Here is a 12,697-nt window from a genome sequence, read left to right as displayed (position 1 = left end):
GGCCGGAGCCGCGCTTCAGCCGAGCTGCTCGACCAGCCCGACGATGATGCCCTCGGGACCGCGGACGTAGCAGTACCGGCAGAAGTCCTCGTACTGCGCCACTTCGCGGACGAGTTTGGCGCCGTGGAGGGCCAGCCGCGCGAGGAGGTCGTCGAGGTCCTCGACGGCGAACGTGAGGCGAGTGCCGCCGAGGGTGTTCACCGGCGCGTCCGGGAAGCCCGGGCCGGCGGCCGGCGTGTGGAACTTCGTCAGCTCGATCCGGCCGTGACCGTCCGGGGTCCGCACGGCGGCGATGTCGGCCCGGACGTCGTCGAGCCCGACCACCTGATCCACCCACTCGCCCTGGAGCGGGGCCTCACCTTCCTTTTCCAGGCCCAGTTCGAGAAAGAACGCGACAGCTGCCGGAAGGTCACCGACAACCACGCCGACGTGGTCGAATCGCTGGATTGTCATGCCGGGAGGGTAATTCCACTCGCTAGTGGCTCACTCAATGCGAATCCGGTGCGGAGAAACCCCGTTTTGAGCAATGACGGAGTCGCCCGCCCGGATCCGGCGGTCGTACCGTCGCCCCAGGGGAGCCCGTCCGCGAAAGATCAAGAAGGACGTGCGCGACCCGCTGAGCGAAGGAGTAGTTCGTGAGTGACGCAACAGCTCCCGGCGGCGATCCGCTGCGGTTCGGGATCCTCGGCGCGGCCACGATCGCCACCTACGCGATGGGCCAGGCCGCGGCGGAAAGTGGCGACCGGCTGGTCGCCATCGCCGCGCGGGACCGTGTCCGGGCCGAGGGGTTCGCCGCGGCCCATGGTGTGGAACGGGTCCACGACGACTACGCGGCGGTCCTCGCCGATCCCGACGTCGAAGTGGTCTACGTCCCGCTCCCGAACGGCATGCACGGGGCGTGGACCCGGGCGGCCGTGGCGGCCGGCAAGCACGTGCTGGTCGAGAAGCCGTTCGCGGCGAACGCGGCGGAGGCCAAGGAAGTCGCCGCGATCGCCAGGGAAGCCGGCGTGGTCGTGGTGGAAGCCGTGCACAACATGCACCACCCGGTGCTGCGCCGGCTGTTCGAGATCGTCGGCTCCGGCGAGCTGGGCCCGCTCACCCGGGTCGAGACGACGGTGCGCATGCTGCCGCCGCCCGCGGACGACCTGAGGTGGTCGTTCGACCTCGCCGGCGGCACGCTCATGGACCTCGGTTGTTACGCGCTGCACCTCCAGCGCCGCCTCGGCGAGTTCGCCGATGGGGAGCCGGCGGTGGTCAGCGCGACCGGGACCGAGCGCTCGCCCGGCGTGGACAGCTCGATCACCGCCGACCTGGTGTTCCCCTCGGGCGCCACCGGGCACGTGCACTGCGACATGGACGCCGACGTCGTGTGGTCGAGCACCGCCCGGGTGATCGGCGAGCGGGGTGAGGCGCTCGTCTGCGACCCGGTCCTCCCGCAGTTCGACGACCGGATCGTCGTCACCGGCCCCGACGGTGAACGCACCGAGCGGCTCGGCACCAGCGCGAGTTACTACCACCAGCTCGAAGCACTCCGGGCGCACCTGCGCGGCGGGACGGAGTTCCCGTTCGGACTCGACGACACCGTGGCCAACGCCGAGCTGATCGACGCGGTGTACCACGCGGCCGGGTTCCCGTTGCGCCAGAGCACAACCCTGAGGAGCTCCTCATGACCGACCCGACCGAACGGCCGTTCCGCTTCGGCGTGAACATGACGTACCCGGCGCCGGGCGCGAAGTGGGCGGAGAAGTGCCGAGCGGCCGAGGCGGCCGGGTACACCGTGATCGACGTGCCCGACCACCTGGTGGCGCCCGACCCCCGGGTGGCGCGTGACCACCCGGCGACGCCGTCGCCGTTCCCGGGCCTCGTTCTCGCCGCCGCGGCAACGGAAAAAGCACGCGCCGGCACGTTGGTCCTCAACACCGCGTTTTACAACCCGCTGCTCCTCGCGCGTGATGTCGCGACAACGGCGACCCTGCTGGAGGGCCGGCTCGAGCTGGGGCTGGGCACCGGTTACGACCGCACGGAGGTCGAGACCGCGGGACTGGAGTGGAAGCAGCCGGGTGAGCGCATCGCCCACCTCAAGACGATCGTCGACACGATCAACGCGGCCGTGGCCGAGGCCGGCGCACCGCCGCCGCCCCTGCTGATCGGCGCTCGAGGTGACCGCATGCTGCGCTACGCCGCTGAGGTGGCGGACATCATCGGCTTCACCGGAATCGAAAAGGCGGCCGACGGGGTCACCCTGAGGATCGCCGACCACGACGAGGTGGGCCACCACGTCACCACCGCCCGAGCGGCGCTGGGTTCCCGGATCGCCGACGTCGAGTTCAACCTCCAGATCGCGAAGCTGATCATCACCGACGACCGCGAGACGGCGGTCGCCGAGTTCGCGAAGCTGCTGGGGATGGACGCCGGACAGGTGTCCAGCGCGCCGAGCCTGCTCATCGGCTCGGTGGAAGAGATCGCCCAGCAGGTGCAGAACAACCGCAAGGAGTTCGGCTTCAGCTACTTCACGGTGATCGAGGCCGATCACCTGGAGTTCGCGAAGGTCCTGGAGTACCTGCAGCGAACCGCCTGACAGAGCCGGTTGAAAATCGGCCGTTCCCTTCGGGGAGCGGCCGATTTTCTTTTCCCGCCATGAAAAAACCTTCGCCCCGCCTACCTGTGGCAGGCGGGGCGAAAGTGTGGCGGACGCTCAGGCGGCTCCGCTGTCGGGCTGTTGAAGCCACCAGTCGTTCTCACGGGCCCATGCGATGGTGGCCGCGAGGCCGTCACGCAGCGACGTGCTGCACTCCCAGCCCAGGAGCTCACGGGCCTTGGTGGTGTCCGGGATCCGGCGCGGCAGGTCCTCGTAGGACACCAGCTTCTTGTCCGTGTCGACGTCGATGACCTCGGTCCGGGCCCCGGTCAGCTCGGCGATCAGGCCGACGACCTCACCGACCGTGGTCTCCAGCATGCTGCCGATGTTGAACGCCTCGCCCCGGGCGGCGGGGTGCGTCGCGGCCAGGATGGTGCCCTCCACCGCGTCCTCGACGTAGGTGAAGCAGCGGGTCTGCGTGCCCTCGTCGTAGACCACCATGGACTCGCCGTTGAGGGCCCGGTGGACGGAACGGCTGACGATGTAGGCGGGCCGCTGGCCCGGGCCGTAGGCGTTGAAGAACCGCACGATCGTCGCGTCCAGCCCGAGCTGGCGGACGAACGCGAAGGTCAGGTGCTCGGTCACCGACTTGGTGGAGGAGTAGACCCACCGGGTCGAGGAGGTGGAGCCGAGCACCCGGTCGTCGTCCTCGCGCCACGGCACGGCCGGGTTCTTGCCGAAGACCTCGCTGGTGCTGGCCAGGATCAGCTTCGCGCCCGCGCGATGGGCCGCCTCCAGCACGTTGCGGGTGCCGATGACGTTGACGTCGATGACGTCCAGCGGACGGGCCAGGTACTGGTCCACACCGACCACCGCGGCCAGGTGGTACACGACGTCGACGTCGTCGGTGATGACCGCCGCCGTCGCGGCCGCGTCGCGGATGTCGCCCTGGACGTACCGGACCCGGCCGCCGCCGACCGGTCGCGCGGGCGGCGTCCCGTCGAAGACGATGACCCGGTCGCCCCGTTCGACCAGCCGCTTCACGAGGTGGCCCCCGATGAAGCCGTTGCCCCCGGTGACCACGACCCGGCTGCCGGTGGAGAGCTCGACGACGTTGGTCATGCCGCCAACTCCCCTTGTCTCGGCGATCCGTGGTCCAGGCCGGCGGAAGCGGCCGTCGGCGCCAGCGCGCTGCCCCGGCCGATTCCCTGGTAGACGTACCCCAGGTCCCGGAGCTTTTCGATCTTTTCCTTGGCGTAGTAGGCACGGCCGTCCAGCACCAGGCAGGATTCGCCGACCGGCAGCGCCGCGAAGTCGATGTCCTCGAAGTCGCGGTGCAGGGCCAGCACGGCGATGCAGTCGGCGTCCCGGACGGCGTCGTCGAGGTTCTCGGTGAGCGCGAAGCCGAACATCTGCTCGGCCAGCCCCGGGTCGACGAGCGGGTCGTGGATCCGCACGTCGGCGCCGATCCGGCGGAGCGCCTCGATCACCCCCAGCGTGGGCGTGGACCGCAGGTCGCCGGTGTTGTTCTTGAACGCGAGGCCGAGCACGGCCACCTTGGCGCGGGACGGGTCCTTGCCGAGGCCGGTCAGCGTGTTGACGGCCAGTTGCGCGGTGTACTCGGGCATCGCGGCGTTCACGTCCCGGCCGGCCGCCGCGGTGCGGATTTCGACACCCTGCCGGCGGGCCGCCGACCACACCATCCACGGGTCCTTGGTCAGGCACGAGCCACCCACGCCGACACTGGGCAGCAGGATGTTGACCCGCCCGTTGCCCTTCGTGATCGTGTTGGCCGCCCGGACCACGTCCAGCACGTCCACGCCGTAGAGCGCGCAGAACTTGGCCAGCTCGTTGGCCAGCGCGATGTTCAGGTCGATCCACCAGTTGTTGGCCAGCTTGACGACCTCGGCCGCCTCCAAGCTGTCCAGCGGGATGACCTCGACCCCCAGGGTCCGGCTCCAGAACCGGGTGACGGCCTGGGTGCTGATCTCGTCCAGCCCGCCCGCCACGATCGGGAGGGTCTGGACCTCCTTCATGGCGGTGCCTTCGGCCAGCCGCTCCGGGGTGAACGCGAGGCCGAAGTCGGCGCCCGCGGTCAGCCCGCTCTGCTCGAGCAGCGGCCGCACCACGCTCCGGGTGGTGCCCGGCGGGACGGTGCTCTTGAGCACCACCAGCTGGCCCTCGCGCAGGTACTTGCTCACTTCGAGGCAGGCGCCCCGAAGCTGGGCGTCGGCCAGGGATCCGTCGTCGAGCACCGGAGTGCCCACCGTGATCAGCACGACGTCCGCGGCGCCGATCTCACTGGTGTCGGTGGTGATCCGCAGTTTGCCGGTGGCCTTGGCGCGTCCGATCGCCTCGGCCAGTCCCGCTTCCTGGAAGCGGCAGTGGCCACGCTCGAACTCCTCGACCAGTTCCGGGTTGGCGTCCACGCCGACGACGTCGAAGCCGCGGTCGGCCAGCGTGGCGGCGATGCACGACCCCACGTAGCCGAAGCCCAGGACTGCCACCGAGGGATCCTGGTGGTCGGATACAGCTCGCATCTCGTCTCCATCGAGTGAAAGTGCTCGATCTAAAAAAAATCGTTGGGCATTCGGTCAGGCGAATGATCGTGAACAACGGGACAGCGGGCCGGGCAATTGCCCGGCCCGAGCCACGCGGTGTTGTCAGTCGATGATCTTCAGGTCGGGGAACGGCAGGATCAGCTTTCCGCGGAATCCCGACTTCCGCAGGTTCGCGGCCACTTCGTCGGCGATGTGCCAGGACAGCAGCAGGGCGTAGTCCGGCTGCCCGTCCCCGCACAGTTCTTCCTGGCTGATGATCGGGACGTGGGTGCCCGGGAAGAGCTTGCCGACCTTGCGCGGGCTGATTTCGGAGATTACGTCGATCTCGTCGGCGCCCAGCTCGCAGTAGTTGAGCAGCGTCACCGCACGCGCCGGAGCGGAGACCGCGCCGACCCGCGCACCGGTGCTCTTCAGCTCCTTGATCAGCCGGCGGAGGCGGTCCTTGTGGTCCTCGACGCGCTTGGCGAACTCGGTGTAGATCATCGAGTCCGTGAGCTTCAGGCCGTGCTCGTACTCGCGGAGTTCCGTGACCGACTCGTGGATCTCGTGCGCGCCCGCGAAGCCCGCGTAGACCCGGATCGATCCGCCGTGGGTCGGAATGCGCTCGACGCGGACGGTTTCGAGACCGTGGAGCCGGAAGGCCGCGTCCAGCGCCGTCAGCGAGTAGTACCGCGAGTGCTCGTGGTAGGCGAAGTCGTACTGCAGGTCCTCGATGAGGTCCGGCAGGTAGTGCGACTCGGTCACGAACAGCCCGTCGTCGGCCAGGATCGTGCACACGCCGTCGAGCACGTCCTGCAGGTTGGTGACGTGGGCGAACGTGTTGAGCGCGATCACGATGTCCGCCGGGCCCTTGGACGACCGCAGCTCCGTCGCGACGGACGAGTCGAAGTAGTCCCGGACCACGGGGGACCCGCCGGGCGACACCGCGCCGACCGGGTCGACCCCGAGGACGTCGAACGAGCGCGTGGCCAGCTCGTCCAGCAGGGTGCCGTCGTTGCTGCCGATTTCGACGACGGACCGGCCGGCGGGCGCCGAGTCGTACAGCCCCGCGAGCTTGTCCGCGAGCCCCCGCAGGTGCTTCCGGTAGCCGGCGGTCAGGCCCGCCATGTGGTGGTAGTCGTCGCCCGCGAACAGGATGCGCTCACTGACCGACTCCATCACCTGCACGAGGCTGCACTGCTCGCAGAACCCGAGCGCGAGCGGCCAGACCTGTTCGTTGTCCGCTTCTTCCTGGTTCGCCAGGAAGTGGACCGAAGGCTGTGTGCCGAGCGACAGGAACTCGCGGACCGGGACGTCCTGGCACGTCTGGCATAACGTTCGACTGTCACTCACGACGTAACTCCTTGGCACTAGAAACTCGTCGACAACAACGCGGAGTAAGAAACAAGAACACGCGACCCCAGTCGCACGGTTCTGCAGTAGCGCAACCGTACGGCGCGCAGATTCCGGCTGCGTCTCCGTTATTGCTTCGCCGGAACAAGCGTCTACATCGGACTCGGAATTGTCGTTTTGCCTGGTATCCGGTGACTGTGTCCCGAGTGCGTTGGTGATTATCTCACGGTCGGATTGATCAAATGAAACGGCCTCACGGTGATGTCCGGCAGTGCCGGAAACATCACCGTGAGGCCGGGAAAACCATTTCTTCAGGCGATGGTGCGGATTATCCGCGGCGGTGCTCGGCGGTGAGGCGCTCGAGGATCGGGACGAACTCGCTGGGGCTCGGCGTGGACAGCCAGTCCCTGCGCATCCGGTCCGCGCCCTGCTGGAACGACGGGTCGGCGAGGACCTTCTGGATCTGCTCGCGCATCTCCAGCGGGTCCGGATCGGCGATGTTCATGACGAGGCCGGCGCCGGACTCGGTGGCGTACCGGGCCAGCGCCGGGCCGAGGCTGTAGCGCGACCGGCCCAGCTTCCCCTCACCCGAGTCCGGGGTCGCGAAGATGGCGTTGCCGATGAAGTCGACGACGATCTGGCGCACGCCGTTGGCGATGGCGGGCAGGACGGTGCCCATGCCGCCGTGGTGGATGAGCAGGTCGCAGGTCGAGATGAGCTGGTTGAGCGGGACGTACTCGACCACACGCACGTTGTCGGGGATCTTGTCGACGGCGGACAGCTGCTTGTCGTTGAGGGTGGCGACCACGTCGATGTCGAGCACGGACACGGCTTCGAGCAGGGCGGGGATGTGGTCCCAGCCACCGGCCATGAAGGACCGTTCGGACAGTCCGAGCGAGATGGCGACGCGGGGGCGCTCCGGCTTCGGGTAGATCCAGTCGGGGAGGATCTGCTGCTTGGCGTGGGGGATCCAGCGCAGCGGCAGCACGTGGGCGGAGACCTCGGGGCCGATCGCCGGCGGCTGCGGGTTCACCGTCCACTGCCCGACGAGCAGCTCCTGGTTGATTTCGACGTCGTAGCGCTCGGCCATGGCCCGGATGGTTTCGAGGAGCGGGTTGGCCACCGGCTCGGCGCCGGGCCGGGTGTTGGCCTTGGCGATGGTGTCCATGCTGCGGCAGAAGACGTCCGGTGCGGTCCACCACCGGGCGTGCGCGGCACCGGCCGCGACCGCGGCGACCGCGGCGCCGGGCATGCACGGGTCCCAGAGCACGAGGTCGGGCTTCCAGGTGCGGAAGAAGTCGACCATGCCGTCCATCGCGGGCATCGGCTGGGTCGGGTCGCCCCGGTAGGGCAGGAAGTCCCACATGGACGGCACGTAGTACTGGGTCAGCACGTCCCAGTGCTCGCGGTCCGGGTCGTCCGGCGCGAAGTCCAGGCCGGCGGTGATCTTCGCGAGGTCGGCCCGCTCGGAGACGTAGGGCGACGCGGGCCCCAGGAGCGCGGTGCTGTCGGCTTCGCAGGTCGCCACCGGGGTCAGGCCCATCGACGCGGTCTCTTCGGCGATCGCCGGGTGCGTCGAGACGACGACCTCGTGGCCGGCTGCCTTGAGCGCCCACGCGAGCGGGACGATCGGATACAGATGGGCCGGTGCCGGCCAGATCACGAATGCTACGCGCATGGAGAACTCCTTGGACGTCTTTCGGTGCGGTGGGGAATTCAGGTACCTGAAGTGCTGTCGTGTTCGAATCGGGGTGGCGACGTAGCCGATCATTTCGGTGCGGCGGATCGGATTTCGCCGGGTGAAGGGGCGCCTTCCGGCGCCGCGCCGAAGGTCCTGGTCAACGGTCGGCCGCAGCGGAGGCCGACGGCGTCACAGCAATTTCTCCTCACGGTCGTTCATCGTCATCCCCCCGATCAAGGCCGGCCGTCGGACGGCAGCACATGACCATGAGCTGGTCGGACAACAAGAGCGACGTGCATTGAGGCCCGGTTCCCGGATCAGGAGTGTCGACGCGTGTTCAGATCCGCCCCAGTGTCCGGCCCGCCACGACCACCGGTCATCTCCTGAACTGCGGCCACGGACCGGATCCACGCCCGTACAACCGGCAACAGCCTGCTGTTGAACGGTGTTCAGCGCTGTAAGTGGTCGCGTTCGGCAGTGACGCGGGCCAGCTCCTGCTCGAGATGCTTGGCGTAGCCGTCGGCGGATTTCCAGGCGCGATCGGCGTCGGCCCTCGCCGACAGCGCGGCGGCGAGGTCGTACTCGGTTTCGCCGAAGAGGGACTCGCGGTGGCGGGCGTGGCTGACCGCAACGGTGAGGTCCTCGTCGCGCGGGTCGAACGACACCGCGATGAGGCCGTCGCCGCTGAAGGACTCGCCGACCGTGTGCTCCGCGATGAGGTGGGCGCCGGTGTCGAGCAGGGTCCGGAGGGCGTTCTGGTGGGTGAGCGGGTCACCGGAGATCGTGTGGTGGTGCGTCGAGACGACCAGGAACCGCACCCGGCCCGCTTCGAGGTCACCGCGGGCGCGGTCGAGCAGCAGTGTCTCGGCGCCTTGGACGTCCGCCAGGACGAGATCGGCTTGGGGGAGATCTGCTTCGCTCAGCAGGGAAGCGAGGTCGTGCTGGGCGACGGGGTAGGTCCGGCCGTCGCTCTCGGCCTCGAAGTCCATCGGCTCGCCGGGCCGGTCGCCGATCGCCGCCCGGACGAACCGGACGCGGTCGCCGTAGCCATTGAGTTCGGCATTGCGGCGCCCGACCTCGAGGTAGGCGGGATCCGGTTCGACGGCGACGACGCGGCCGGCGGGAAGCGCCTGGCAGAACCAGAGACCGTAGTACGTCCAGAAGCTGCCGAACTCGAGCATGACCGGGTCGCGGCCGCCGCCGGTCGCCAGGCGCTCGACGATCCGGTGGAAGACCAGCTCTTCCTGCGGTTCGTGGTGGCCGCGCAGCGAACGGATGATCTCGGTCATCCAAGCGCCGTAGTAGCCGCCTTCCTCGACGAGCAGGCCGTTGTGCATGACCTGCACCCGCCCACCCTCGTGGTCACGGCATTCGCCGGCGTGCCCGACCTTGGGGATGCCGTCGGCGTCCGGGCACCCCACGGTGGCCCGCACCCGGCGGGCCAGTGCCGGCTTGAAACCGGACACATCGGGAACCAGCCGCTCCATGAACCCTCCACCGAGGCGAAACACAGAAAACCCCTCCGGTCAGCCAGGAAGGCCGAACGAAGGGGTTCTTACGATTGTGGAGCTAAGGGGACTCGAACCCCTGACCCCCTCACTGCCAGTGAGATGCGCGTGGCTTCTTGACCTGCGTTTTTGGTGAATCCGCAGATCAGCTGGGGCAGTCTGAGGCAGTTAGGAGCACTCCAGTGCTGTTGAGCGCGGTTCTGGAAGGGTGTTTGCCCCAGCTGTGCCCCAGTAAAAATCGTGAGAGGACTGGCCGCAGTCGTTTCGAACGGCTGTGCGGCTGGCACGCGACCGGGGGTCTGACGCCAGCTGAGCCGCACCAAGTCGAGCGGGCACCGCGCAGCCGGAGCCTCGCAATGACCAGGGATGTCAGTCGCTTGGCAGGCCCCCGCGTTGAGCTGCCGAACGTGACGTGCCGAGCCGCACGCTCTGGAGCCATAAGCGGATACGACGGGAGGTGTAGCGGCGGCGGGACATCGAGCGACTCCAGCAGCAGCCGGTCATGGTAGAAAAAGGAGCGTGAGACTCGTGCAGTACGGGCGTTCTGAAGACGAGTGGGCGCAGCTGACGTCAGTCGGAAAGGAGTTCCTCATCGAGCGAGCTCGCATGGGCCGTACCACCTCGTACACTGAGTTCAACGCGGCGCTGGTCAACCGGACGGGCGCCAAGAGCTTCGACTTCGACCTCGACAGTGACCGGGCTGCTGTCGGTGCGCTGCTTGGCCAGATCTCCGAAGACACCGCCGAGGAGATTGGCGGGTTGCTGATCAGCGCACTCGTCCAGTACCTCGACACCAACGACGCCGGCCCCGGCTTCTATGCCTTGGCTCGCAGTAAGGGCTTTGCCGTCCCCGCCTCGTCGGACGATCGCCAACTCTTCTGGGCCGGCCATGTCGGCCATGTGCACAAGTACTATTCCCGGCGCTGAGACTTCACTGCGGCCGGGATCGAGCGAGGCGCGGTAGAGTCAGCCGCCGTCACCGCCACTGACGGCCGTTCACGCAGGAACGCACGGTGCCAGCGAGCCCGAGGACCAACCCGTTTCGCTTAGTGAACGACTTGTCCCGGCGTCGCCTTCGAGGAACAACCCGGCGAAGGCTGGCGGATCCGGACTAATTCAGGAACTTTCTGGCTCGCGCGGAACCGGACCGCGCGACGCGCGGCCTCCGGGGTTCGACCGGGACAATCTCTTGTCGGAGAGCCGGAGGCCGCTTGTTACAGATCGGCTCGAGGTGCAATGCCGCTGTCCAGGGCCGGACTGTGGCACTCAGGGCGGAGGGCGACATTTCACCGGGTATGCCCATGGCAGGTGAGTTATTTCTGGCCGATGTCCGGCGCAGGATGGTAGTCAGTAACGCGTGTCAGCACAGGTGTCGCCGCGACTCGGCGATATACTGGGCCTCGAAGACCATTGCTCGGGAACTCTGGAGGACCGTTGTCCGCGTCGCGTGGGAACTATGTTTCTACCGAGAACCAGCTGGTCCTTGATCAGTTTCGTCGCAGGTTCGCCGCGGAGACGAGGTACGGAGAAGCGCTTCTCAAATATTTGTCTCGTTCCGAATGCGGAATATGGCGGCTCGAGCCGGAAAAGGGTGACTCTCACCGCTGGTGGTTGAACATAACGCTACCTCCATACGTGGCCGAGATGTTCGACGCTCACGCGGAGATCCAATTGGTCTACGTGGAGTACAAGCAAGTCGAACCTCGCCTGCTCGAGCAGGTGCAACAGCGAATTCGGAGCAACGCCCGGCTCGACCCCGGCCTGATGGTGATCGCCGGTCTCGACCCTCAGGTCGATGCGCTCACTCGTCGGCGGCGAGGTGAGTTCGCCGCGATCAACCTTTTGCTGACCGATCTTGCGACGGACGCACCGGATATCCGAAACCGGATGTCTTCGGTGCTCACCTCCGTCGACCACTACGACATCACGGCGCCGGTTCGGGCTGCCAGCGGCTTCTTCGGCCGCCGCGCGGAGCGTGACCAGATCATCGCCGCGATCGAGCGTCGCCAGTCGGTCGGGATCTTCGGCCTGCGAAAGGCCGGGAAGACCTCGTTGATGAATCTGGTTAGCGACCTTCGGCGCGAGGCCGGAAAGCCGGTCGTCTGGCTGGACATTAGCGGCGTGACGGGGGCGGACGACTTCCGGGGCCGCGTCCTGGAAGGCATGTTCACCGCGGCGAAGGCGTCCGCGGTTGAATGTTCGATGCCGAGACTGCGAACTATCTCCCGGCGCGGAGAGGTGACGACAGACAGTGCTCTGGTGCGACAGAGCTGGCTCCGCGACGTGGAAGTGCTTGCCGAGTTCATTGGCGTCACCATCGAGCTCTTCATCGATGAGGTGGACCAGCTGTTTCCCGTCCGGTCCTACCTTGGCGAACAGGAAGCGGCGCAACTGTTCGTTGCGCTGACCCAATTGCGCGGAATGATCCAGGGCGCGCGTCCCGGTGCGGAAATTGTGCTTGTCTGCGCGGGAGTAGATCCGGCGATCTTCGAAATGCCGTTGCTGTCCAACGGCACGGACAACCTGTTGTACAAACTCGTTCGCCTGCACTATCTGGCTCCGCTGCACCGGGACGAAATGGCCGAGATGGTGCGTGATCTCGGTCGTCGAATGGGTGTGCGCGTGCGGGACTACCGGGTGATCGACTTCCTCTACGCGGAGTACGGGGGGCATCCGCTGTTGACCCGCAAGGCATGTTCGCTTGCCGCGATGGATCGTCCACGGGGTGAAGTCCCGTGGAACATGACGGTGGAGGCGGTCGAGCTGGCGACGAACACGACGGGTTCGGGTACGCCACTTCAGCAGGCAGCCGAGATCTTGGAATCCTTCGGCGGATGGTTCCCTGGCGAGGCCGCTTTGCTTCAACAGCTTTGGTCTTCCGACAACGAGGAAGCGGAATTCGCACGTGAGCTGATCCAGGAGGACGTGAGCCAGATCGCGCACGCTGCGCCCTACGGTTTACTTTGGCAGGACACGCTTCAGCCTAGGATTCGCGCGGTGAAGAGGGCGGTCGGTAGTGTCTCGCGCTGAACTGCTG

Annotated in this window: 10 protein-coding genes; 4 read left to right on the top strand and 6 right to left on the bottom strand. The window is 67.4% G+C overall.

Annotated elements, in window-relative coordinates; translation table 11 throughout:
- Positions 1-15 precede the first annotated feature (15 nt).
- On the bottom strand, positions 16-453 hold the full coding sequence (locus tag ACIA5G_RS42140) for a VOC family protein (protein ID WP_395933914.1): 438 nt from the start codon (positions 451-453) through the stop codon (positions 16-18).
- Positions 454-635: 182 nt separating this feature from the next.
- Between ACIA5G_RS42140 and ACIA5G_RS42135 the strand changes: the two genes are divergently transcribed.
- On the top strand, positions 636-1,670 hold the full coding sequence (locus ACIA5G_RS42135) for a Gfo/Idh/MocA family protein (RefSeq protein WP_395933912.1): 1,035 nt from the start codon (positions 636-638) through the stop codon (positions 1,668-1,670).
- Positions 1,667-2,578 carry a TIGR03621 family F420-dependent LLM class oxidoreductase gene (locus tag ACIA5G_RS42130; protein WP_395933910.1) on the top strand — a complete coding sequence of 304 codons (912 nt, stop codon included), beginning with the start codon at positions 1,667-1,669 and terminating at the stop codon, positions 2,576-2,578. The genes ACIA5G_RS42135 and ACIA5G_RS42130 overlap by 4 nt, the downstream gene beginning before the upstream one ends.
- A gap of 117 nt (positions 2,579-2,695) precedes the next feature.
- On the opposite strand, the gene ACIA5G_RS42125 is transcribed toward ACIA5G_RS42130, so the two are convergent.
- The 5 genes from ACIA5G_RS42125 to ACIA5G_RS42105 form a co-directional block, all read right to left on the bottom strand.
- Positions 2,696-3,700: an NAD-dependent epimerase/dehydratase family protein gene (locus ACIA5G_RS42125; protein WP_395933908.1), complete on the bottom strand. Its 1,005-nt coding sequence runs from the start codon at positions 3,698-3,700 to the stop codon at positions 2,696-2,698.
- Positions 3,697-5,118 (bottom strand): nucleotide sugar dehydrogenase, encoded by a 1,422-nt coding sequence (locus tag ACIA5G_RS42120; protein WP_395933906.1) that lies wholly within the window; start codon positions 5,116-5,118, stop codon positions 3,697-3,699. Before ACIA5G_RS42120 ends, ACIA5G_RS42125 begins: the two co-directional genes overlap by 4 nt.
- A 123-nt stretch (positions 5,119-5,241) precedes the next feature.
- Positions 5,242-6,471 carry a class I SAM-dependent methyltransferase gene (locus ACIA5G_RS42115; RefSeq protein WP_395933904.1) on the bottom strand — a complete coding sequence of 410 codons (1,230 nt, stop codon included), beginning with the start codon at positions 6,469-6,471 and terminating at the stop codon, positions 5,242-5,244.
- Between the two features lie 328 nt (positions 6,472-6,799).
- Entirely contained in the window at positions 6,800-8,149 is a 1,350-nt protein-coding gene (locus tag ACIA5G_RS42110; RefSeq protein ID WP_395933902.1) for a nucleotide disphospho-sugar-binding domain-containing protein, read from the bottom strand.
- A 452-nt stretch (positions 8,150-8,601) separates the two neighbouring features.
- A complete protein-coding gene (locus ACIA5G_RS42105) occupies positions 8,602-9,639 on the bottom strand; it encodes an FkbM family methyltransferase (protein WP_395933900.1) in 1,038 nt (345 codons plus the stop codon).
- A 540-nt stretch (positions 9,640-10,179) separates the two neighbouring features.
- On the opposite strand from ACIA5G_RS42105, the gene ACIA5G_RS42100 reads away from it, so the two are divergent.
- Both ACIA5G_RS42100 and ACIA5G_RS42095 read left to right on the top strand, forming a co-directional pair.
- Entirely contained in the window at positions 10,180-10,587 is a 408-nt protein-coding gene (locus ACIA5G_RS42100) for a hypothetical protein (RefSeq protein WP_395933898.1), read from the top strand.
- Positions 10,588-11,295: 708 nt separating this feature from the next.
- Positions 11,296-12,690 carry a hypothetical protein gene (locus tag ACIA5G_RS42095; protein WP_395933896.1) on the top strand — a complete coding sequence of 465 codons (1,395 nt, stop codon included), beginning with the start codon at positions 11,296-11,298 and terminating at the stop codon, positions 12,688-12,690.
- Positions 12,691-12,697: the final 7 nt, after the last annotated feature.

The sequence above is a fragment of the Amycolatopsis sp. NPDC051758 genome (genome assembly GCF_044453095.1).
Classification (GTDB): domain Bacteria; phylum Actinomycetota; class Actinomycetes; order Mycobacteriales; family Pseudonocardiaceae; genus Amycolatopsis.
Note: the sequence above shows the minus strand (reverse complement) of the source record. Positions and strands in the feature narration are given on the sequence as shown.